Here is a 22,703-nt window from a genome sequence, read left to right as displayed (position 1 = left end):
TGGTATTCCAAAAGTGATGGAAGGGGGTTCTCATGACGCACCTATTGCAGGCTTATGCTGATTCAATCGAAGCAGGTCTATCTGGTCTTGTTGCGCATCTTGAGGATCCCAACCTTGTCCACTTTGATGAAGTTCACGCGGCACTGGAGCGTGTGGAGAAAGCGTTTGAGAGTAAGGCTTTTCTGGACGCGCTATTCGCCTATATATGCGAGCGTGACGGTGCTGGCCGGGTTGTCGGTTCCCCGTATGCCTCGGAATATTTGAAGCAGGTGTTGGGGCTGTCGGGGGCGGAGGCGTTTTCGCGACTGCGTCGTGGCAAAGACTTGTTTGCGCCGCCGGAGCCTCCGCCTGGAGACGATGATGGGGAGGAGCCGTCCGACGCTGGGGGAGATAATGAGGGGGACCTTGGGGGAGATACTGGGGGAGATGCCGGGGGAGATGCTGGCAAGAAGGCCCGGGCGCGCTCCAGTGCCCGCCAGGTGAGCGACGAGAAGGCGAAAATCATTGACCGCGCGCTCAAGAACCTCATCGAGGCTGCCCAGTGTGAGCGCGCCGGCATCCTGGAGAAGGCCATGGCTGAGGCAGCGATCCGCCCGCCGGAGGACCTTCGCAAGTACGTGGACAACCTGGTGAGCCGGGCGAACCGGAAGCACAAAACATCCGACCCGAACGCAGCGTGGGACCAGCGCGCCGTGCGGTTCAGCGAAAACCGCTCGACCGGGGTTCACACAATCGCCATCGACACCACGGCTGCTTTCGCCGCGCTGTTCAAAGCGCAGCTGCAGGCCGGGTTGCCGGCGAATAAGAACCTTCCTAATGAGAAGGAACTCAACGCCGCCGGGGTTACAGACCCGCGGATGCCATGGCACCGGCTTCACGACGAATTTGTGAACATCCTCCAGAACTGGGAGAAGTACAAGAACAAGGACCGCAAGGGTGCGGCGTCGTTGATCCTGTCCATGACCATGGATGATCTTGCGGACGCTGACCACACCACCACGTTCCAAACCAACACCGGCATTGACTTGAACTGCCTTGAGTTAGTGCGCCTTGGCGTGGGCGGCGCGGATGACTTCATTCTCCAGTTGGACAGGGTGACGGGCGTGCCGGTGTCGCTAGGAAGGACCAGGCTTGCCGACGTCCACCAGCGCATCGCCATGCTCGCCATCCAAGGGGTGTGCGCCTGGGAAGGCTGCACCCGCCCAGTCGGTGAACTTGAAATCCATCACATCGTGGCGCACTGCCAGGGTGGAGACACCGACCTCAGCAATCTCATCGGCCTGTGCCGCACGCACCACCGGCAAAACAATGACCACCGGGACGGCAGAGATGGACGCCGCCACGTGGAACGCTGCCCCGAAACCGGGGACGTCGGGGTCCAATACTGCGACGGCTCACCACTCCGAGTCAACCAAACCACAGGCCATACCGAATCGGCGGGGTACAAGTTGCGGCACCGAAAACCAAGGGTGCCCGCAGGTGGGGTGCCCGCAAGTGGGACGCCGCCCGGTGGGGTGCCGCCCGACCCGGTGTTGTTCCCTGAGACACAGGAAGCTTCAGACGGCCCGCCGTTCTAAAACCGCGGGCACCCAGCCAACCCAGCCCAGCAACCCAGCAACCCAGCCTGCCCAAAGAGTTAGCGCACGGGTTCCACTGGGTTGCCTTGCCATTGGGTGTTTGCGGGGATGGTGTCGCCGCGCATAACCAATGAGCCTGGGCCGATGGTGGCGCCCGCCTCAATCGTGGCGCCCGGCAGGATGACCGAGTTCAGCCCCAAGGTGGCGCCGGCCCCCACCGTGACGGCATCCAGCGACATGACGCGGTCCTGGAACAGGTGGGTCTGCACCACGGTGCCGGGCCCCACCGTCGCGCCGGCGCCGACCGTGCACAGGTCGGTTTCGGGGAACCAGTAGGACTCGATCCAGGCGCCGCGGCCCACCTTCACCCCAAGCATCCGCAGCGCAACATTCATGGCGCCGGACCCGCCGGCCCAGTTGAAAAACCACGGCGCGGCAATCATCTCCACGAACTGGTCCTGCAGCTCGTTGAGCCAGACGAACCAGGAGTACAGGGGGTGCTCGCCAGCCCGGTGGCGTCGCACCAGCACCCACTTGAACAGCACAGTGATCAGCAGCGCCACCGCACCGACCGCCATCCACACCACGCCGCCAAGCACCAGGCTCGCCGCCAGCAGCGCAGCGCCGTTGAGCACCCCGGCACCGTCGAGGCCCCACGACCCGAGCAGGTCCAACATGCTTGCCACCCCCAGCGCGAACAGGGCGTACAGCATGCCGTGCACGGCGGGCGCCAGCAGCCGGAGGGTTTCTACAAGCCCGCGGCGCGCCTTCATGGCGAAGGTGGGCTCGAAGGTTGCGGCATCGCCACCCTCGGCAGCCACTGCCACTCGGCGCATCCTTTCCGGCGGCGACCCCCACCAGTTGGACTCCGCCTTCGACTTCCTAGGTGCCGAGGACAACACCGCCACCAGCGATTTCTTCGCAAGCTTCCTGCCCGGCGCGACGATGCCGGAGTTGCCCAAGAAGGAGCGCCGGCCCACGGATGCTGGGGCGCAGTGGACCCATCCGCCGGAGAGTTCGTAGGCACCTAGGAGGGTGTCGTCGGCGAGGAAGGAGGAGTCGCGGACGTCGCTAAGCTTGGGCACCATAACTGCCGTGGAGATTTCCGCTCCCTTGCCAATGGTGGCGCCCAGCGAGCGGAACCACAGTGGGGTGAGGAGGCTGGCGTAGAGGGGGAAGTAGCGGTAGCGGGCGTCGTCAAGCAGGCGGACCACGGTCCACAGGCCCCAGCCCGAGACGGAGCGCACCGGGTGGGTACCGGGTCGGACCGCGAGCTGCGCTAACCGCACGGATAGCCAAGTCAACGCCAACCCGACGAAGAAGTACACCAGGCCGCCGACCAGCGGCGCAAGCGGGAAATTCACACCCGCGAACAACAGGAAGACACCAACCCAGACGCCGGCCGCGGCCGCCACAAACGGCAGGCCTGCTATCACCATTGCCGTCAGCGCGTAGAGCACCACCCAGTAGCCGCGCCGCGGCGGGCGCTGGTCTGGGAACACCGCCGCCGTCTTGCCGGACTTGCCCACCTTGCGGGCAGGCGAGCCCGCCCAGCGCGCGTCCTTCTTCACCGGTTTCACGCCAGTGACGGTGGAGCCCGCCTCCACATGGGCGCCGGCCCGGACCTCGGTGCCGCCCATGAGGGTGGAGCGGGCCCCGATGCGGGCATCGGCACCCACAAACACTGACCCGACGTGGAAGGACGCGCCGTCCAGCCAGGAGCCGGACAGGTCTACGCCCGGCTCCACCGAAGCCCCCGATTCCACGGTCAAAAGTCCCGACACCGGCGGGATGGTCTGGAAGTCCACATCGCGGCCAATCTTGTTGCCCATCATCCGCGCCATCGGCTTGACAAACGGGGTGCCCGAAATGTTCAAAGCGCCCGAGGCGGCCAGCCACTTCTCCGCAGCCCACATCCGCAAATGCACCGAGCCGCCGCGCGGGTACACGCCCGGCGCAACCCGCCCCCGGATCAGGCGGGCGCCCCACGCTCCAATGGGAACGCGCCCCACCGGGGTGCAAAACAGCAGCCACGCCACCAGCATCACCGGGAAGGCAGCAACAGGGGAGAGCAGACTAAACGCCAACAGGAACCACACCAAGGGCGTTGCAGCCCGAAGCGTTACCACCGGCAAGAGCAGCGCCGCCTGCCGCAGGCGCACCCCGGCACCAACCGGGGGCACGGTGCGTTCGCGGGTGGCGTGGGTGAGGGGAGCGTGGTCGTCGATAAGCAAAGCAAGGGCGCCTAACCGCGGGTGGTCATACAGGTCGCGCACCGCGAACGTGGGCACCCGCTCCCGCAGCCTTGTGACCAGCGCCGCAGCCGCAAGCGACGTGCCGCCAAGCGCGAAGAAATCCGCATCCGCGCCGGGCACATCCACCCCAAGCACCTCGACCCACAGGCCGGCGATCCACTGCTCCGTCGGAGTCAAACCCTCAGCGGAAATGGTGGCGGGCAGCGGCCAGGGCAACGCGTTTTTGTCCACCTTGCCGGAGGTGCGAATCGGCAGCTCATCCATCACGTGCATTCGCGGCACCAGCGCCGCTGGCATCACCTCGGCCAGCGTGGCGCGCATCGCCGCCACATCCAGCGAGACCCCATCTTCAGGGGAGACGTACCCCACCAGCACCTTGTCACCGGAGCCGAGCGTCTGCACCGCCACCGCGGAGTTATATACGCCATCCAACGCAGCCACATGGGCTTCAACCTCGCCCAGCTCGATGCGGCGGCCGCCGATCTTGACCTGGTCGTCGGCACGCCCGATGAACGCCAGGCCCTCGTCGGTCACCCGCACGTGGTCGCCGGTGCGGTAGGCGCGGGGCCAATGCACATCCCCGGATTCCCACGAAGCGTACTTCTCCGCGTCCTTCGCCGGGTCCAGGTAGCGTGCCAGGCCCACACCGCCGATGATCAGTTCCCCATCATCCGCAACCGCCAAATCCCAGCCGTCCAGCGCCCAACCAATGGTCACCGGTTTGCCCGGCTGGAGGCGGGCGGCGGAGGCCACCACGGTCGCTTCTGTCGGACCGTAGGTATTCCACATCTCGCGGCCTTGAGAAAGGCGGTCGGCCAGCTCCTGGGAGCACGCCTCGCCGCCGACGATCAGGAGCCGCACGTGGTCGAGTGCCTCCGCAGGCCACAGCCCGGCCAGAGTTGGCACAGTGGAAACAACCGTGATGTCACGTCGGATCAGCCATGGTCCCAGGTCTTGTCCGGAGCGCACCAGCGAGCGCGGCGCCGGCACCAAACAGGCACCGTTTCGCCAGGCCAGCCACATTTCTTCGCACGATGCGTCGAAGGCGACCGACAGCCCGGCCAGCACCCGGTCCTCCGGGCCCAGCGGCTCGTCTTGGCAAAACAGCCGCGCCTCCGCGTCCACAAACGCCGCCGCCGAACGGTGCGTTACCGCCACGCCCTTGGGGGTTCCGGTGGACCCGGAGGTGAAAATGATCCAGGCATCACTGTCCAACAGGGGCTCTTGCTTATCGACGCCCCCTCCAACGCCCCCTCCAGCCCCATCCCGAAAACCCCCAGTTATCCCGCCATCCCCAAACACCACGTCCACCTTGGCCTCGCCGAACACGAGCTCGGCGCGCTCCTCTGGGTCGTCCGCATCTACCGGTACGTACGCCGCACCGGCGAAGAGGGTGGCCAGGATGGCAACGTAGAGATCCTTGGATCCAGAAGTCATGCGGATGCCGACGCGGCTGCCGCGGCCGATGCCCAGCGCGTGCAGTTCGGCTGCCTTGGCCTCTACTTCTTCGAGGAGTTCTGCGTAGGTGAGCACCTCGCCGTCGTCAATCGCGGCGGCCTCCGGGTAGGCGGCGGCGGTGGCGCGGACAATATCTACAAGGGTGCGGGGTTCTGGCGCGAGGTGGGCGCGCAACAAATGCTCAGAAGACATCTTGGCCTAGTTACAAAGCAGGGGATGGAGTACGGGGATAAACCCTAACTTTCTTCGTCCAAAATCGCGCGCGATAGCTTCTTAATGCTCTTCAGCTGCTTGGTTGAAGACGCCTCAAGCGCCTGGTCCTCCGCCGCCGCCACATCTTTGGCTAGGGTGTGGTGCATCTTCGTGCCTTTTTTGGTGGCGGTGACAATCTGGCGGCGCCGGTCCTTCGGATCCCGGTCGCGCTTGACCCACTCTTGCTTCTCCAGGCAGTCGATCAGCCGCACCATGTCGGAAGCATCAATGATCAGCAGCTCCGACAGCTCGCGCTGCGAAAGCGGCCTCTCCAGCACGCAGCTGAGCACCCAGTACTCGCGCATGCTGGTGCCGTGCCCGTTGAGCGCCTTCTCCACCAGGTCTTTGGTGTGGCGGCGCACCCGCTCGATCTGAAACGACGGCGACTTGGTCAGCGTACTGGGTAACTCTGGGGATTGGGCCATAATTGCAAGTCTAAACCGTTGGAAGTCCCGCTTCGACCCAGGCGCTGGTGCCTCCGGCAACGTTGATCACGTTGTCCCACCCGAGTGCGTTCTCCAAATACTCGGCGGCCTGCAGTGAGCGGCCCCCGGCGTGGCAGATGACGTAAATGTCACGGTCCGGGTCGATCTCCTCGGTGCGTGCGACAAGTTCGCTCAGCGGGATGTTTACCGCGCCGGTGGCGTGGGTGGTGGCGTATTCGTCGGGCTCGCGGACGTCGATAAGCTGGATGCCCTGCGGAACCTCGGTAACCTGCACAGTTTTCATAGGCCCCAACCCTATAGTGTTTTTATGGCTAACCGGAAGGCGCGCCCGCCGCAGTGGGTGTTTCATGTGCGGCGCGCAGTGGCGCTGGCAATCCTGCTGCTCATTGTGATTGTGCCGGTGCGCGCGTGCAGCGGACCGGAGGAGGAACCGGAAGTGGTTGCTCCGGAGCTGCCACCCGCACACGTCGCGGCGTCCGCCCCCACCGCCTTATCCATCCCCTCGGTCGGGCTCAATGCCAGCTTTGAGAAGGGGCCTTGCAGGCTTATCGACGGCACCGTCGACCCCGCCAGCCTGTCCAAAGCCTGCGTATTTACCGATCCTTCCAAGCCCTACGAACTGCCTGGCAGCGACGCGGGCGACATCGTTGTGATCGCAGGCCATGCCGCCGCCGGGGTGCCGGCCGTGTTTGACAAGCTGTACAACCCATCCGCCGAGGCGCACACCGTGGCGGTGGGGGACGCCATGTATTTGCGCACCGAAGCATCCGGCAAGTGGTGGCTGAAGTACCAGGCCACCGACCTTCACGAGCCCTCCAAGGACGCCCTCGCCGGCGACGCCGCAATCTGGGGCGAGGCTGCGGTGCCGGGGCGGTTGGTGACCATCACCTGCATCCAACCCGCCAACCCCTTCAAAGAAGCGGTGTCGAATGCGGTGGTGGGGTGGCAGTTCGTGGGCGTGGTGGGGCAGGAGGATGTGGTGGGGTGAGTTTTTGGCGTGTTGAGATTTTTCGCGTGTTGGGTGTGACAAATGTGAATGTGTGTGACTAGAGTGGTGTAAACCTTCAAGTCTCGCTTGAGACTTCAGCCTTCCCTGAACCCCTTTGGAGCACACCATGCAGCGTCACGCCACCTCACTGACCGCCCTCGCCGTTGCAGGCGCAATGGCAATCGCCATCACCCCGACCGCATCCGCGCAGTCCTCCGATGGGGCTGCCAACGGATCTGCCAACGGATCTGTTAGTGCTGAGGTGTCGGGATCGAGTGTTAACGCGCTCGTCGATACGCTGACCAGCCCCGTGCTCGACCCGATTGCCAACGGCCTGTCCTCCACCGCAACCGAAACCAACACCTCCCTGCCCGCATGGGCCGTAGGCGCCGAAGCCGGCCAGTTCAGCGGCAAGACCTGGTACTACATGGCCGACGGCCTGACCGTGACCACCGACGCCGAAGCCGCCAAGGGCAACCCCACCGGCAACGCCAAGGTAGAGATGCCCCTGCTGGACTTCGCCGCCGCCACCGGCCGCACCGTACCGGAAAGCCAGGTCGGCGCCGCACGCCTCAAGCACCAGGCAGTAATCATGGACGCCGAGTCCGCCGAAGCCCTGCCGGACTTCGCGCCGGGCACCTTCGCTGCCGAGTTCGACGGCAAGAAGTGGTTCTACGCCGCCGACGGGTTCAACGTTGTCAGCGACGAAACCCAGGTCAACACCCCAACCCAGGGCGAGTCCCGCACCATCTGGTCGCTGGCCCAGGACACCGGCAAGCGCCTGCCCGAAAACCTTGTACAGCGCTCCCTGACCATGACCACCACCACGCTGTCTGAGGTTGGCGAGGGTGCTGAGGGTTCCGCGCAGGCTTCCACCGGCAGCTCCACCTCCCCGGCCTTCAACTTCTCCCTTGAGTCCTTGCCGGCCTGGGTTGCAGGCGAACTTGCCGGCGAGCTGGACGGCCAGAAGTGGTTCTACTCCAAGGACTTCAAGTACGTTGTGAACAACCCCGAACTGGTCAACGCCGAGTTTGAGGCTGGCAACGCATCCTGGATGTCGGTCATCGAGTTTGCGAACAAGCTGCAGCGCTCCCTGCCGCAGGACCTCCGCGGCAAGTTCGCCGTGGAAGCCGGTTCCTCCGCCCCGGGCGCAGGCCTCGCGGCTAGCGGTTCCTCCGCTTCCGACCTGGGCACCGCCGCCGCCATCGTGCTGCCGGCGATGCTGATCATCGGCGGCGTGGCTTGGTACCTGAACCAGGACGGCAAGACCTTCGTCACCGACCTCGGCCGCATCGGCGTGACCCCGACCTCCCAGGAGATCGACGCCTCCGCCCACATGCTGTCCTCCAACCGTGGCGAGGTTGAAGCCCAGGCACGCGCCGCCGCCGAGGCAGAGGCTCAGGGCAAGGCCGTGACCACCGTTGAGGCCCAGTCCGAGACCCGCGGCATCAACGCCGCTACCGGCTCCAACGCGTTTGGCAAGGGCATGATCGCACTGCTGCTGGCTTCCGTTCTGGGCGCGGCCGTGTTCGCGTTCGGCCGTCGCCAGCTGGTGTAGCCGGCCCCGCGCCTCGTTTCTCGACGGCGCCCAATCACGTTTGCAGCTACCTACCTGCAGCTACCAGCGGAAATTTCGCTTGGTAGCCGGGTGTAGGTAGCTGCAAACGCGTTTTCGGGGGCGCCACACGGCGCGGCGCATGGCGCAGGCGCGGCCAGCAAATCAACCCATCGGTCGATGGTGGGCTACCGCAGCCAGGCCTACCGTAAAGCCGTGAACACAAAAACCACCAAAACCCCAGAACAAACCCTCCAACAGGATCCCCAACAAACCCCAGAACAACCCGTACAAAACCGCTGGAAAGCCCTCGGCGTCTTGGCCGCCGGGCTGGCGTTGATTGTGATGGATGGAACGATCGTTGGCGTCGCTCTGCCAACCATGATCGCCGCCCTGGATCTGAGCTTGACCAACGCGCAGTGGGTCAACGCGATCTACAACGTGATTTTCGCAGCGCTGCTGCTTGGTTCGGGGCGCCTGGGGGATCGAATCGGCAGGAGGACGACGTTCGCGGCGGGCGTGACCCTGTTCGTTGCCGGGTCGCTGCTGGCCGCTGCCGCCACCGGCGCAGGCAGCCTGATCGCTGCCCGCGCGGTGCAGGGCGTCGGCGGCGCGCTGGTGTTGCCGGCCACGTTGTCGTCGGTGAACTCCCTGTTCACGGGTAAGGATCGCGCGGCCGCGTTCGGCGTGTGGGGCGCGGTGATGAGTGGTACGGCGGCGTTGGGTCCGCTGCTCGGTGGCGTGTTGACCCAATACGCGTCGTGGCGTTGGATCTTCTGGGTGAACCTGCCGCTTGGCTTGCTGGTCCTGGCGGGGATTTTCGCGTGGGTGCCGCAGACGCACGGCAAGCGCAACGTGCGCGGCGTGGATGTGGATGGTGTGCTGACGTCTGCAATCGGCTTCGGCCTAGTCGTCTTCGGCCTGATTGAGGCAACCACGCTCGGCTGGTGGACCAAGAAGGAAACCCTCGCAATTGGCGGCTGGGAGTGGCCGGCACACTGGTCGATGTCGCCGGTGCCGTTCGCCATCGGTATCGGTCTGGTCTTTATCGGCCTGTTTGTGCGCTGGGAGCTGCACCGCGCGCGCAACGGCCGCGACGCGCTGCTGGACCTCAGCCTGTTCAAGGTCGGCACGTTTTCCTGGGGCAACCTCACCGCAGCCACGGTGGCCATCGGCGAGTTCTCACTGATGTTCGTGCTGCCCTTGTTCCTCATCAATGCACTCGGCTTATCGACGCTCACCGCCGGCACCATCCTCGCCACCATGGCACTGGGGGCGTTTGGGTCGGGTGCGGCGGCGCGTCATCTAGCAGCACGGCTCGGCGCGCCCGGGGTTGTGGTCCTGGGCCTTGCGCTGGAGGTCATCGGTGTTGCGGTGCTGGCGTGGGTGGTTGCCCAGCAGGCGTCGATCTGGTTCACCATCGGCGCCTTGGTGGTCTACGGGGTGGGCCTGGGGCTGGCATCGGCGCAGCTCACGTCCACCGTGCTTGCAGACATCCCCGAGGAGCTCTCCGGCGCCGGCTCCGCAACCCAATCGACGGTACGCCAACTCGGCTCCGCCTTGGGGGCCGCGATCGCCGGATCCGCACTGGCTGCCGCGATGGCGCAGAAGATCCCCGCCGCGCTGAACAACGTCAGCGGCCTGCCCGGCGAGGTGGCCGATCAGCTCTCCCACGCCACCCAGTCCTCCGCAGGTGCGGTGATCGGGCAGCTGCGCAGCGCCGCCCCCGACAGCCCTCTTGCCGCGCAGCTCGGCCCGGCCCGCGACGCCGTGGTCACGCAACTGTCCGCAGGGTTTGCGCAGGCGGCCGCCTGGTCGATCGGGTTTTCCGCGGCGTTCCTAGTGCTGGGCCTACTCGGCGCGTTTATGGTGCGCCACCACGCCAAGCAATCCACTCACCACTCCCGGTAAGGAGAGGTGGGGGTGTGGGGGACGCCGCGGGCGTCGGCAAGCAACTTGGCCCCCATGACCCGCTTGATGCACGCGGTTTCATCTTTCAGGATGTCGGCGGGGAAGAGGCGGATCACCTCGTAGCCTTGCTCTTTGAGCCAGTTCTCGCGCGCGAGTTGCCGCATGAGCACCTCGTGCGGGACGTCGGCGTATTTGAGGTGGCCGTCGATCTCAATGATCAGGTTGTCCCACAGCAGGTCAACGCGGTAATCCCCAATCCACATCTGCTCCTGGGCCGCGATGCCGTGCTCCGCCAGAATCACGCGGAACAGGGACTCAAACGGGGAATCCGACACCACGGAGCTCAGCGTGAACGCCTCCCGCGCACGCGCGATGCCGTGTTTGCCGGCAAGCCGCCTGATCACCGCATGCAGCGCGTCGCGTACCTCCCGCCGATTGCCGCGCGGAATCCCGTGCATCAGCCCGTCCATCGCCACCACCCCGTGCCGCACGCCGTGCAGCCGCGCCACATCCACCGCGGTGCGCACCGGCATGGTCAGCCGCGCCCCGCGAAATGTCGCCAGGTCCATGTCGGGCACCGTAAAGCGCCTGTACGTCACGCCTTTGGGCCATTGGCTTGTCGACGGCGATGCCCCACCCCCCAACGCCAACTCCACCTCTTCCGCATCCGTGGGCAGCACCCACATATTGGCCACGCGCGCTGCCGAGCGTCCCACGAGCACCGCCCTCGGCGCCGCCAATCCTGCCGCGTAGCAGCGGAGAAACGCCTGCTCATGGCGGCGCATGGCGTGCCACTGCGCCTCAGTGACAAAACACGTTGCGGAAAGCTTGACGCAATTGTGATGTTGCGCGGCGCCCTTTTTCAGTAGGTGCGCGGCAAGTGCTTCGCGGTCCATGAAGTCCCCCTTTTTGTGTATCCCCCGTGTCGCCTCCCCCTGAGGCGACGGTGTAGTTGGTGTAGTTGGTGTGGCTGCAGCGTAACAGGATTGTGGCGTTTGCCGCTAGGGTAGGCTGGGCCCAACACGGCCAAAAACCAAGAATGCAGCTACCTACCTGCAGCTACCAGCGGAAAAATCGCTTGGTAGCCGGGTGTAGGTAGCTGCAAACGCGTTTTCGGGGGGGGCGCCGCTGCACGGCGTGACCCCACGCGCCGCGACCCCGGGCGTCTCACGCCGCGCGCCGCGACCCGCGCGGGCGCAGCGCCGACGTTACTTCTTGTACGCGTCCAGGGAAGCCTGCAGGATCGCCTCGGCCTCAGCCTTGTCGCCCCAGCCGGAGCCGGTGACTTCCTTGTTCGGCTCCAGGTCCTTGTAGTGGACGAAGAAGTGCTCGATCTCGTCCTTGAGGAACTGGGAGACGTCGGAGATGTCCTGGTAGTGGTCGTAGCGGACGTCGTCAATCACGCAGAGCAGCTTGTCGTCGCCGCCGGCCTCGTCGGTCATCTTGAACACGCCGAGCGGGCGGGCCTTGACGGTCACGCCGGGGAAGACCGGCTCCGGGGTGATGACCAGGGCGTCGAGCGGGTCGCCGTCATCTGCCAGGGTGTGGTCGATGTAGCCGTAGTCGGCTGGGTATGCCATCGGGGTGAACAGGTAGCGGTCGAGGTAGACGCGGCCGGTTTCGTGGTCTACTTCGTACTTGTTGCGGGAACCCTTGGGGATTTCGATGATGACCTCGATAGCCATTGGGAAGCTCCTTTTGCTCGGTTCGGAATGGGATTCGTTGGTAATCGTACTTCGCGGCTCAGCCCCGTGGGTGGTGTGGGTGCTTGATCGCCTAGCTAACACGCCTAGCTAACTACCCAACAAACTATTGCTTAAACCGTACTAAAAATAGTACGCTTCAAGCATGAGTCGGCTAATTTCACGAAAACCAACGTACCGTGACCGCCTCCGCCAGGCTGCACGTGAGAATGATGGTTTTGTTACGCCGACCATCGCTGCGGATTATGGCGTGCCAAAGGTTGAGCTGCGCAAGCTTGCCCAGCGTGGCGCTTTTGAAAAGGTGCACCGTGGCGTCTATTGGGATCCGTTGTACCCCGCGGATGAGCACACGGAGATTCGTGGGATCTTGAGATCGCTCGGCGATGAAGCCTACTTAGCGGAAGACTCCGTCTTAGCCCTTTTTGACCTTGCAAACGTTAACCCGAGGGTGATAACCATTGCGTCGCCCCAGCGTCATCAAAGGGAGCTGCCGGACAACATCCGCGTTATCAAGCCCAAGCGCGCCGAGGATATTCATCTATACAAAGGAATCCCATGCCAGCCGCTGGTGACCGCATTCGAGGATGCCGCTCCAGGCATCATGCGAGAGCGTCTCGTGGCGGCGATCAGGAAAGCGCGCGAGGAAGGGTTGTTGTTGCGCCGTGAATACCGCCAACTGATGGAGAAATTCAGCGATGAAGACTTATGATTCCCCACCCGCCAATCTGCAGTCTTTGCAGGCGCGTGTGGCCCAGCAGGAGTTGGGCCAAGACGATGCGAACCGTCGACATTTCTTGATGGCCATGGTTGTGGTGTCTCAGATGATGCCCGAAGGCATGGTTATTAAGGGTGGTAGTGCCATGGTGCTTCGATACGGCACTGGTGTGAGACGAACTACGGATGTGGACTCAGCGCGGGCGCTGGCGGAAGATGACGTCCTTGATCTTTTTGAAGAGAACCTCCGTGACGGTTGGGCTGGGTTTACTGGTGTTTTGAAACAGCTGAAAAAGCCATCTCCCCGTGATGTTCCCTCGGATTATGTGACCTCAAAGTTCCAAGTAAAGCTTGGCTTTCGCGGTAAGAGCTGGAAGAGCGTCGATTTTGAACTTGCTCAAAACGAAATTGGTTCCGCAGCGTCGTCGCACTTAGCCATGCCTGATGAACTCGTGAATTTGTTTACTGCGATTGGGCTTCCGGCGCCTGAGCCGGCGCCGGTTATGGGTGCCGAGTACCAAGTTGCGCAGAAGATTCATGCTCTTACTTCACCTGGAAGCGAAAGAGCCCATGATCTTGTGGATCTGCAATTGCTGGAGAAACATGAGGCAATAGATCTGGGGCAAACGAAGCTTTTGTGTGAGAGACTGTTCCGCTACAGGCAGCGACAGGCGTGGCCGCCGATGCTTACTCCTGGGCAGGGGTGGAAGGAACTGTACGACACAGCTCGGGCGAGCCTTCGGGATCCAGCTGATGTTGCCGATTATGACGGGGCGCTGTGCTGGTTTGGACGATTCCTGGAGGACATAGTTCTGTGTACTACCCTCAACAGCGATGAGTAAGAGCAGCGCACAGCGGATTGGTACTTGGGTGGTTTCGGCGTTGGCGTTGACGGCGGTCGGCGGTGTCGCGGGCTTTGGTGTTGCGGCGCACGAGCAGCTCTCGGCGCTTGAGCACGCCCCGGCCTACGAGCTGCCCGCGGCACACCAGCCTCTCACCCCGGCTACCGGGGCACCGATCGAGCAGCACCTGCTTGCCGACGCCTTAACGCACGCCGCCCAAAACCCCAACCTTGGCCAGTTCCACGCCCACATCACTGACGCCACCACGGGCAACGTTGTCTTTGAGCAGATGGCGGATGTGCCGCTGCGTCCGGCCTCTACTACCAAGGTGCTCACGGCGGCGGCAGCACTGTATGAGTTGGGGCCGAACGACACGCTGACCACCACCGTCTACAGGGATGGGGATGCTGTGTATATCAAGGCCACGGGGGATGTGTGGTTGGGGCAGGAAGGGGTGGACGTGGTGGCGTCGATAAGCAAGGGGGCTCACGCTGTGTATGTGGATACCTCCCGGTGGGCGGGGTTGCCGGAGCTGTTGCCGGGCTGGGATGAGCTGGATATTGATGGTGGCTATGTGGCGCCGCTGCAGCCGCTGATGCTCAACGGTGGGCGAGGGCTGGAGCACGAGACTGGCGATGTGCCGCGCTCGCACACCCCGGCACTGGACGTGGCGCAGGCCGTGGCGGACCAGGTAGGTGCCGGAGAGGTTGGTGTGGCCCCGGTGCCGGAGGGGGCGCAGGAGGTTGGGGCGGTTCAGTCGCCGACGCTGGTGGAGCGCATGGAGATGATGATGAAGCGCTCCGACAACGTGTATGCCGAGGCGATCGCCCGTGAGCTTCAGGAGCATACCGGCAAGGACCCACTGACCGTGCTTGCGGAGCGCGGATACAACACCGCCGGCTGTGTGATCGAAGACGGCTCCGGCCTTTCCACCTTGAACCTGATCACCCCGCGGCTGTTGGACGAGATTCTTGCGGACGCCGCGATGAACACCCCGCTTCGCACGCTGCTGGCAACCCTGCCCGTGGCTGCTGGCGAAGGCACCTTGATCGACCGCTACGGGGATCTGGATGGGCGTGGCTGGGTGCGCGCGAAAACCGGCACGCTTGGTGACACCTCGGGACTTGCCGGCACGGTGACCAGCGTCAACGGCAACGTGTACACGTTTGCGTTCCTCTCCAACGGCTCCAACATCCTGGACGCGCGCCGGGCGATGGATGAGATGGCATCGATCCTGCGGGAGTACTGATGGCTGAGCCTTTCTGGCCGCGCAAGAGCCCGCACTTTCTTGCTTGCCGACGCGCCGTGCGCCTGTGTTGGCAAACGTCCCATGGCGGGGATACTGGCGGCCCTGTTGTGATCGGCCTTTCGGGTGGGCCGGATTCGTTGGCGCTGGTGGCTGCGGCTCTTGCGGAGGGCGTTCCGGTGTTGGCCGTGGTGGTCAACCACAACCTGCAGGAGGGATCTGCGCAGATTGCTGGTGAGGCTGCGGTGCAGGCGCGGGCGCTTGGGGCGTCGACAAGAATCGTGCACGTGGACGTGGATGTGGAGCGTGGCGGCAGCGTGGAGGCGGCGGCGAGGCAGGCTCGCTACGCTGCGCTGTTCGAGGTAGCCGCGGAAGCTGCGGGTGATCGGGCTGAAGTCTGGGTGGCCCACACCGCGGATGATCAGGCGGAGACCCTGCTGCTGGGCGCCTTGCGCGGCAACCCGTCTGGCATGCTGCAGCGCAGCGGCAACCTGGTGCGCCCCTTTCTCTACCTGCGCCGCGCCGATACGGTTGGCGCCTGTACAGAGCTGCACCTACATCCGTGGCACGACCCGATGAACGAGGACCCGGCGTTTCGGCGCGTTGCCATGCGCACAGAGATCATCCCCGCGCTATCGGAGCTGCTTGGCGGCGACGCCGTCCCGGCGCTTGCCCGCACCGCGGACCGGATCGCGCAGAGCAACGAGGTTATCCGCGAGCTGGCTAGCGCCAGTACAGAGATGGACTGCGAGGAGCTGGCCGGGCTGCCCGCGGTGGTGAGGCGCTTTCGGATTCATGCGTGGCTCGTCGAAAAGCATGTGCACCCCAACGGTGCCCAACTCGACGCGATTGAGCGCCTTGTTACCCATTGGCGCGGCCAGGTTGGCGTGGAGTTGGCCGGTTCCCAGGCGGTAAAGCGTGAGGCTGGGCGGCTAGTTGTTGTGCCGTGTGGCCGTGAAGTGGCAAGATAGGCGGGGTTACAAGACAGGGAAGGGCACCCATGACTGAGCTGCATGACACCAAAGATTTCAACGTCCCGGCGAACCGCTACGGCGACGATGTGGAAGCGATCCTGATCTCGGAGGAGGTGCTGCAGGAGCGCATCCAGGAGCTCGCCGACAAGGTGAGCGAGAAGTATAAGGATTCCGCAGAGGACCTGATTTTGGTGTGCGTGCTCAAGGGCGCGGTCTTCTTCCTTACGGACTTTGCGCGCAAGCTGTCCATCCCGTGCGAGATGGAGTTCATGGCCGTGTCTTCCTACGGCAACTCCACCACTAGCTCTGGTGTGGTGCGCATTCTGAAGGATCTGGATAAGGAGATCGCCGGCCGCGACGTGTTGGTGGTTGAGGACATCATTGACTCTGGCCTGACGTTGAGCTGGCTGTTGAAGAACTTGTCTGGCCGCAACCCGAAGAGCCTTGAGGTGATCACGCTGCTGCGTAAGCCTGAAGTGCAGACCGCCAAGATTGACTTGATGGATGTGGGCTTTGACATTCCGAATGAGTTTGTCATTGGCTACGGCTTGGATTACGCGGAGCGTTACCGTGACTTGCCGTATGTGGGTACGTTGCACCCGCGGGTGTACTCGGATGCGTCTGAGGGTTAAAGCCTAGAAGCTAGTTAGATTTCACGGATTACATGAGCAAAAATCAAAATGTTTTGCGGTGGGGCCTGATTGGCGCCACCGCCCTCATCGTCCTGTACCTGCTTACGCTGATTGGGGACGATTCCCGCGCCTACCAGCCGGTTGACACTTCCGTTGCGCTTGAGCAGCTGGAGAAGGGCAACGCCAAGGAGGTGCAGATTGATGATCGGGAGCAGCGCGTCCGGATTGAGCTGAAAGAGCCCATTACTGTCGACGAACGCGAGAACGTCGAAGCCGTCTCCACCCAGTACCCGGCGCGTACTACTCCAACGATCTTTGATGCGGTGAAGGCCTCTGGCGCCGACAGCTTTAAGACGAATGTGACGCAGGAATCCTTCCTGATGTCCATGTTGGGCTTTATGCTGCCGATGGTTCTGATCTTCGGCTTGCTGATGTATCTGATGTATCGCATGCAGGCCGGTGGCGGCATGTTTGGCATCGGAGGGTCCAAGGCGAAGAAGCTGGATAAGGACAACCCGACGAATACGTTTGCGGACGTGGCTGGTGCCGATGAGGCGGTGGATGAGCTGCAGGAGGTTGTGGATTTCCTGACGGATCCCACGATTTATGAGCAGCTGGGTGCCAAGATCCCGCGAGGCGTGCTGCTGTACGGCCCGCCGGGTACCGGTAAGACGTTGCTGGCGCGTGCCGTTGCCGGTGAGGCTGGTGTGCCGTTTTACTCCATCTCTGGTTCTGATTTTGTGGAGATGTTCGTGGGCGTGGGTGCCTCGCGGGTGCGTGACCTGTTTAAGCAGGCTCGTGAGAACGCGCCGTGCATCATCTTTGTGGACGAGATTGATGCCGTTGGCCGCCAGCGTGGCTCCGGCATGGGCGGCGGCCACGATGAGCGCGAACAGACGCTGAACCAGTTGCTGGTTGAGATGGACGGCTTTGATGGCCGCGAGGGTGTCATCCTGATCGCGGCGACGAACCGTCCGGACATTCTGGATCCGGCGCTTCTGCGCCCGGGCCGCTTCGACCGTCAGATTCCGGTAACCAACCCGGACATGACGGGTCGCGCGAAGATTTTGAAGGTGCACGCCAAGGGCAAGCCGTTGGCCAAGGATGTGGACTTGGATGCGTTGGCGAAGCGCACCGCCGGCATGAGTGGAGCGGACCTTGCGAACGTGCTGAATGAGGCGGCGCTTCTGACGGCGCGCATCGGTGGCAACGTGATCACCCCGGACGCGTTGGAGGAGGCTACGGACCGTGTGATTGGTGGTCCGCGCCGCTCCACGAAGATCATCTCGGAGCACGAGAAGAAGGTCACCGCCTACCACGAGGGCGGCCACACGCTGGCTGCTTGGGCGCTGAAGGATATTGAGCGCGTGTATAAGGTGACCATCCTGCAGCGTGGCAACACCGGTGGCTTTGCCATGACTGCGGATGAAGACGATAAGGGCATGTACAACCGTGACGAGTTGTTTGCCCGCATGGTGTTTGCCATGGGTGGCCGAAGCGCCGAGGAGCTGGTGTTTGGCACGCCGACTACGGGTGCCTCCAACGACATTGAGCAGGCCACCAAGATCGCGCGCGCCATGGTTACGGAGTACGGCATGTCCTCGGTGCTTGGCACGGTGAAGTACGGCGAGGCCCAGGGTGATCCGTTCTCTGGCCGCGGCGCCGGCGCCAGCTTGGAGTACTCCCCGGCGGTTGCAGAAACTATTGATAGGGAGATGCATGAGCTTCTCGACGCCGCGCATGAAACCGCCTACTCCATCCTGTCGAAGTACCGCGATGAGCTGGACACGCTGGTGACCAAGCTGCTGGAGAAGGAGACGCTGCGCCGCCCTGATCTGGAGGCGATTTTTGACACCATCGAGCCGGAGCGCCCCGAGCTTCCGGCGCATGACGTCCGCTTTGTCCGCCAGCCGGGCCGAGAACCGGTGAAGACTCCGGTGGAGCTGGCCAAGGAACGTGGCGAGGAGCCGCCGAAGCGTTTCTCTATTTTGGAGGCGTCGAGGCAGACTCGTGAGCGTCGTCGTCGTGAACGTGAAGCGATGGGTGGGCCGAAGCATGCGAAGCCGGGTTCCTCGCGTTGGCAGCCGGGCCAGTCGGGCCAGCCGGGCCAGTCGGGCCAGTCGAGCCAACCGGGCCAGCCGCAGTACGGTGGCCCGACCCCACCGCCGGGGTGGACCTATCCCGGCCAACAGCAGGCACCGGAGGTTTCGGGGCGGCGGCAGGATGGGGGGCGTGGGGGCGTCGATAAGCAAGAGGCCCCAACGGAGGAGATTGGCTTCCGCCTGCCCGAACACGAACAGCCAGACCACCCGGAGGAGAAGTAGCATGGGGACGTTTGATCGCGAGCGCGCCGAAGCCGCGGTGCGTGAACTGCTGATTGCGGTGGGTGAGGACCCGGACCGCGAGGGTCTTGTGGAGACCCCGGCGCGTGTGGCGCGGGCCTACGAGGAGGTTTTTGCCGGCCTGCACCAGGATCCGACGACGCAGCTGGAGAAGACGTTTTCTGAAAACCACCGCGAGCTGGTGCTGGTGCGTGACATCCCGATCTACTCCACGTGTGAGCACCACCTGGTGCCGTTTTACGGCAAGGCGCACATTGGCTACATTCCGGGCAAGGACGGCAAGGTCACGGGCCTGTCCAAGCTCGCACGCCTGGCGGATCTGTACGCGAAGCGCCCGCAGGTCCAAGAGCGCCTGACCGCGCAGATTGCAGACGCGCTGGTGGAGAAACTCGACGCCTCTGCCGTGATTGTGGTCATTGAGTGCGAGCACCTGTGCATGGCTATGCGCGGCATTCGTAAACCGGGCGCGGTGACCACCACCAGTGCGGTGCGTGGCGGGTTCCAGAACAATGCGGCCTCGCGCGCAGAGGTCATGAGCCTGATTAGGAGCTAGCTTGTGACTGTTCAACGTCACGTCACCCTTGCAGACATCACTGCGCCGGGGCGCACCACCGTGATGGGGATTGTGAATGTCACGGAGGATTCCTTCTCGGACGGCGGGCAGTTCCTCGCCCCTGAGGCCGCGCTTGCGCATGCGCGTGAGTTGGTGGCGCAGGGGGCTGACATTATCGACGTCGGCGCCGAATCCACCCGCCCCGGCGCCGTGCGTGTGCCCGCCGAGGTGGAAGCCCAGCGCGTGCGCGAGGTGATCTCGCTGCTGAGCCAGGAGGGGATCAAAACCTCCGTGGACACCATGCGCGCCGCCACCGCCCTGGCCGCCGCTGAGGCCGGCACGCACCTGATCAATGACGTCTCCGGTGGCCTGGCAGATCCGGACATGTACCGGGTGATGGCGGACACCGGCCTGCCGGTGTGTTTGATGCACTGGCGCGCGGCCCGCTTCGAAAGTGCCTCGGGTGCCGCCGACCACGGCGGAGACGTGGTGCGCGACGTACACGAGGTGCTCAAGCAGGTCACCGACAACGCGATCGCCGCGGGCGTTGATCCGGCGCAGATCACGGTGGACCCGGGCCTGGGCTTTGCCAAGACCGCGGAGGACAACTGGGCGTTGCTGCATGCGCTGCCGGAGTTCATTGCGGGTGACTATCCGGTGTTGGTGGGGGCGTCACGAAAGCGGTTCCTCACCGCCATTCGTGCAGATCGCGGCCTGCAGCACGGGCCGGTAGACGCCGACCCGGCCACCGCCGCCGTGACCGCACTGTCCGCGCACCTGGGGGCGTGGTGTGTGCGCGTGCACGAGGTGGCGGTGTCGCGGGATGCGGTGGATGTTGCTGCAGCTTGGCAGCGCGGTGCTAAGCAGGAAGATCAAGCTTATGGCTGACCGGATTGAGCTCAAAGGCCTGACGTTCCACGCCAACCACGGCGTGTTGGCACACGAAACCGAGTTTGGCCAGGCGTTTTCCTTAGACATCACCTGCTGGTTGGAGTTTTCAGAGGCCGCGCGTGACGACGACCTAACGAAAACCGTCAACTACGCCGAACTCGCCGAGACCGCACTGGCCATTGCCACCGGCACGCCGCGCCAGTTGATTGAGACCGTGGTGGTGGAGATCGCAGAGACCGCCATGCGCACCTACGAGGTGCTGCACGCCATCGAGGTCACCCTGCACAAGCCGCACGCGCCGATCCCCGCGGTGTTCGAGGACGTTGCCGTGGTTGCACGCCGCTCCCGGAAACGGATGTGAGCCCCATGCGCGCAGTGCTATCCGCCGGATCAAACATGGGTGATGCGCGTGCACACCTGCGCGCGGTTGTTGATGAGTTTGCAGGCGAGCTCGTTGCCGCGAGCTCTATCTACGCCACCGCGCCCTGGGGCAAAACCGACCAGCCGGACTTTCTCAACCAGAGCCTGCTGGTGGAGGTTGACCAAACCCCGCTTGAGCTTTTGCAGCGCTGCCAGCGCCTGGAAAACGACGCCCAGCGCGTCCGCGAGGAACGCTGGGGGCCGCGCACCCTGGACGTGGACATCATCTGGATCGAGGGCTACACCTCCGACGACCCGGTGCTCACCGTCCCGCATCCGCGCGCTCATTTACGACGCTTCGTTCTCCAACCGTGGTTGGAAATTGATTCGGATGGGGAGTTGCACGGGGCGCACATAAGCGAACTGCTCCAAGGCCTGGAAGAGCAAGGGGTGCGCAAACTGTGAAGCGGACCTCGATTGCGGGCCTGTTCGGTGCGGCGCTGTTTACCGCGGCCGCGGCGCTGATTCTGGTGCGCCGATTCTATGGCCTGCTGGAGTCTTTGAGCCTGGTTGTGCCCATGAGCTTGTGGATTGTGGCGCTGGCCTGCGGGTTCTTTGCGTGGGTGGTGAAGAAGCGCCGCGAAGACGGACAGGTGGGCCTTGATCGCAGCCAGATCAACCCGATGATGGTGGCCAACCTGATGCTGCTGGGCAAGGCGAGCGCGTGGACCGGGGCCGTCTTCGGCGGGGCGTACGTGGGCGCGCTGGTGTACGTGGTGCCCAAGCTTTCGGTGTTGACGGCGGCGGCGCAGGACTTTCCGTCGCTACTGTCGGGGGCTTTGGGCGGGCTGGCGCTTGCGGTGGCTGGTGTAGTGCTGGAACGGGCTTGTGAGGTGTCGCCACCTTCACAAGGAGAGCAAGCCAGCTAAGGTAAACGACATGACTGACCACAGCACCGAACGCAGCCCGAAAAGCAGTTCCGGAAACCTTTGGGTTGTTGTCCCGTTTGTGCTTGCCGTCATTGGCACCGTGGTCATGCTGTTTACAAACTCCGCCAACGCGCTGAAAATCGCGCTGATCTTCGCACTGTGGGCGGCGGTTGCAGGAATTATGGTGATTGACCGGACGCGTCGTGACCGCGACGCCGCCCTGGCCACCGCCGCCACCCGCGAAGCCGAGCTTGCGCAGGCCCGCAGCCAGCTCGAAGCCCAGGCAGAGGAGCACGCAACCGCCCAGGCAACCGGCCAGGTGCCCGCAACCGTCACCGGTTCTGCCGAGGCGCACCTGCAGGCATCCGATCTGGCCGTGCTGCGTGAGTTGCAGGAGGAGATCAAGGCGCTTCGCTCCCAACTGGAGGAGCTGCGCGGCCAAGTCTTCGAGTACGAGCCGGCCGCGGTGCGCGCCTCTGCACGCCGCATCCAGGAGATCGAGGAGCCGAAACCGGCGGAGCCTGTTGCGCCGTCTGCACCGGCGGAGCCTGTTGAGCCTGCTGCTCCTGTTGCTTCGCGACCGGGCCCGTCGAGCGATGAGACCACCCGCATTGCCAAGGTCAACGTGCCGGAAGAACCCCGCGAGCAGGTCCGCGCGCAGCGCACCCGCCCGGCAGGCGCACCGTCGGCCGCAGCGATTTCTGGCCGCATCGGCCAGCAGCCGACCTACGAGCACCCGAACCCGCTGTCCACACTGATCAGCGAGCGCACCCGCGAACAAGAGGCTGCACAAGAAGCTGTGCAGCCGGAGCCGGTGGTCAAGCCGGTGCCGACCCCGGAGCCGGAGCCAACCCCGGAACCCGTACAGCCCGAGCCCGAGCCGCAGCAGGAACCGGAAGTACAGCAGGAACCGGAAGTACAGCCCGAGCCGCAGCCTCAGCAGGAGGAGGCGCCGCGTAGGGGTGGGCGTAGGCGTCGTGACGAGCACGCGAACGCCATCTCCGTTGCCGAACTTCTGGCCCGCCGCGCCCAGAACGCCCAGAGCGAGCAGAACAAACCAGAGCAGGACAGCTAG

The 22,703-nt window shown here is 64.1% G+C and carries 21 protein-coding genes; 16 read left to right on the top strand and 5 right to left on the bottom strand.

The genetic code is table 11. The features are described 5' to 3' along the window. The first annotated feature begins 32 nt into the window (after window positions 1-32). The gene (locus I6I71_RS01275) at window positions 33-1,577 is read left to right on the top strand and encodes an HNH endonuclease signature motif containing protein (protein ID WP_201821658.1); all 1,545 of its coding nucleotides are present in this window, start codon (window positions 33-35) and stop codon (window positions 1,575-1,577) included. A gap of 59 nt (window positions 1,578-1,636) precedes the next feature. On the opposite strand, the gene I6I71_RS01270 is transcribed toward I6I71_RS01275, so the two are convergent. From I6I71_RS01270 to I6I71_RS01260, 3 genes are read right to left on the bottom strand one after another with little or no spacing between them, the layout of a single operon-like run. Next, window positions 1,637-5,482: a Pls/PosA family non-ribosomal peptide synthetase gene (locus tag I6I71_RS01270; RefSeq protein ID WP_201821655.1), complete on the bottom strand. Its 3,846-nt coding sequence runs from the start codon at window positions 5,480-5,482 to the stop codon at window positions 1,637-1,639. A gap of 44 nt (window positions 5,483-5,526) precedes the next feature. Further along, a complete protein-coding gene (locus tag I6I71_RS01265; protein WP_201821654.1) occupies window positions 5,527-5,967 on the bottom strand; it encodes a MarR family winged helix-turn-helix transcriptional regulator in 441 nt (146 codons plus the stop codon). 10 nt (window positions 5,968-5,977) lie between these two features. After that, a complete protein-coding gene (locus I6I71_RS01260; protein WP_201821652.1) occupies window positions 5,978-6,271 on the bottom strand; it encodes a rhodanese-like domain-containing protein in 294 nt (97 codons plus the stop codon). A gap of 24 nt (window positions 6,272-6,295) precedes the next feature. On the opposite strand from I6I71_RS01260, the gene I6I71_RS01255 reads away from it, so the two are divergent. The 3 genes from I6I71_RS01255 to I6I71_RS01245 all read left to right on the top strand — a co-directional run bounded on the left by I6I71_RS01255 (window position 6,296) and on the right by I6I71_RS01245 (window position 10,442). Beyond that, window positions 6,296-6,976: a sortase family protein gene (locus I6I71_RS01255; protein WP_201821650.1), complete on the top strand. Its 681-nt coding sequence runs from the start codon at window positions 6,296-6,298 to the stop codon at window positions 6,974-6,976. Between the two features lie 127 nt (window positions 6,977-7,103). Beyond that, the gene (locus tag I6I71_RS01250) at window positions 7,104-8,534 is read left to right on the top strand and encodes a hypothetical protein (RefSeq protein WP_201821648.1); all 1,431 of its coding nucleotides are present in this window, start codon (window positions 7,104-7,106) and stop codon (window positions 8,532-8,534) included. A 213-nt stretch (window positions 8,535-8,747) separates the two neighbouring features. Next, window positions 8,748-10,442 carry an MFS transporter gene (locus tag I6I71_RS01245; RefSeq protein WP_236587341.1) on the top strand — a complete coding sequence of 565 codons (1,695 nt, stop codon included), beginning with the start codon at window positions 8,748-8,750 and terminating at the stop codon, window positions 10,440-10,442. Here I6I71_RS01245 and I6I71_RS01240 read toward each other — a convergent pair. Together I6I71_RS01240 and I6I71_RS01235 are read right to left on the bottom strand one after the other, a co-directional pair. Then, entirely contained in the window at window positions 10,427-11,338 is a 912-nt protein-coding gene (locus I6I71_RS01240; protein ID WP_201821644.1) for an endonuclease domain-containing protein, read from the bottom strand. The two genes, I6I71_RS01245 and I6I71_RS01240, sit on opposite strands and share 16 nt — an antisense overlap. 312 nt (window positions 11,339-11,650) lie before the next feature. Beyond that, on the bottom strand, window positions 11,651-12,127 hold the full coding sequence (locus tag I6I71_RS01235; protein ID WP_052206108.1) for an inorganic diphosphatase: 477 nt from the start codon (window positions 12,125-12,127) through the stop codon (window positions 11,651-11,653). A gap of 163 nt (window positions 12,128-12,290) precedes the next feature. Here I6I71_RS01235 and I6I71_RS01230 point away from each other — a divergent pair, with 163 nt between their 5' ends. The 12 genes from I6I71_RS01230 to I6I71_RS01175 all read left to right on the top strand — a co-directional run bounded on the left by I6I71_RS01230 (window position 12,291) and on the right by I6I71_RS01175 (window position 22,703). After that, entirely contained in the window at window positions 12,291-12,854 is a 564-nt protein-coding gene (locus I6I71_RS01230) for a type IV toxin-antitoxin system AbiEi family antitoxin domain-containing protein (protein WP_052206110.1), read from the top strand. Next, entirely contained in the window at window positions 12,841-13,701 is an 861-nt protein-coding gene (locus tag I6I71_RS01225) for a nucleotidyl transferase AbiEii/AbiGii toxin family protein (RefSeq protein ID WP_052206111.1), read from the top strand. Before I6I71_RS01230 ends, I6I71_RS01225 begins: the two co-directional genes overlap by 14 nt. Beyond that, the gene (gene dacB, locus I6I71_RS01220) at window positions 13,694-14,950 is read left to right on the top strand and encodes a D-alanyl-D-alanine carboxypeptidase/D-alanyl-D-alanine endopeptidase (RefSeq protein ID WP_201821643.1); all 1,257 of its coding nucleotides are present in this window, start codon (window positions 13,694-13,696) and stop codon (window positions 14,948-14,950) included. The genes I6I71_RS01225 and dacB overlap by 8 nt, the downstream gene beginning before the upstream one ends. Further along, window positions 14,950-15,918, top strand: a complete 969-nt coding sequence (gene tilS, locus I6I71_RS01215) for a tRNA lysidine(34) synthetase TilS (RefSeq protein ID WP_201821642.1) — start codon at window positions 14,950-14,952, stop codon at window positions 15,916-15,918. The genes dacB and tilS overlap by 1 nt, the downstream gene beginning before the upstream one ends. Window positions 15,919-15,947: 29 nt before the next feature. After that, complete coding sequence (gene hpt / locus I6I71_RS01210; RefSeq protein ID WP_201821635.1) at window positions 15,948-16,553, top strand: hypoxanthine phosphoribosyltransferase; 606 nt, start codon at window positions 15,948-15,950, stop codon at window positions 16,551-16,553. 32 nt (window positions 16,554-16,585) lie between these two features. Beyond that, the gene (gene ftsH, locus I6I71_RS01205) at window positions 16,586-18,877 is read left to right on the top strand and encodes an ATP-dependent zinc metalloprotease FtsH (protein ID WP_201821633.1); all 2,292 of its coding nucleotides are present in this window, start codon (window positions 16,586-16,588) and stop codon (window positions 18,875-18,877) included. Between the two features lies 1 nt (window position 18,878). Then, window positions 18,879-19,448, top strand: coding sequence for a GTP cyclohydrolase I FolE (folE, locus tag I6I71_RS01200; protein WP_070494544.1), 570 nt, complete (start codon window positions 18,879-18,881; stop codon window positions 19,446-19,448). A gap of 63 nt (window positions 19,449-19,511) precedes the next feature. Further along, the gene (gene folP / locus I6I71_RS01195; RefSeq protein ID WP_101734693.1) at window positions 19,512-20,336 is read left to right on the top strand and encodes a dihydropteroate synthase; all 825 of its coding nucleotides are present in this window, start codon (window positions 19,512-19,514) and stop codon (window positions 20,334-20,336) included. After that, a complete protein-coding gene (gene folB / locus I6I71_RS01190; RefSeq protein WP_052206121.1) occupies window positions 20,329-20,700 on the top strand; it encodes a dihydroneopterin aldolase in 372 nt (123 codons plus the stop codon). Before folP ends, folB begins: the two co-directional genes overlap by 8 nt. A 5-nt stretch (window positions 20,701-20,705) precedes the next feature. After that, window positions 20,706-21,164 carry a 2-amino-4-hydroxy-6-hydroxymethyldihydropteridine diphosphokinase gene (gene folK / locus I6I71_RS01185; RefSeq protein WP_201821624.1) on the top strand — a complete coding sequence of 153 codons (459 nt, stop codon included), beginning with the start codon at window positions 20,706-20,708 and terminating at the stop codon, window positions 21,162-21,164. Then, complete coding sequence (locus I6I71_RS01180; RefSeq protein WP_101734676.1) at window positions 21,161-21,628, top strand: DUF3180 domain-containing protein; 468 nt, start codon at window positions 21,161-21,163, stop codon at window positions 21,626-21,628. The genes folK and I6I71_RS01180 overlap by 4 nt, the downstream gene beginning before the upstream one ends. Before the next feature lie 10 nt (window positions 21,629-21,638). Then, window positions 21,639-22,703, top strand: a complete 1,065-nt coding sequence (locus tag I6I71_RS01175) for a DUF6779 domain-containing protein (protein ID WP_201821622.1) — start codon at window positions 21,639-21,641, stop codon at window positions 22,701-22,703.

This window comes from Corynebacterium riegelii (genome assembly GCF_016728505.1).
Lineage (GTDB): Bacteria > Actinomycetota > Actinomycetes > Mycobacteriales > Mycobacteriaceae > Corynebacterium > Corynebacterium riegelii.
The sequence above is the reverse complement of the archived record's forward strand: the minus strand, read 5'-3'. Positions and strand labels throughout refer to the sequence as shown.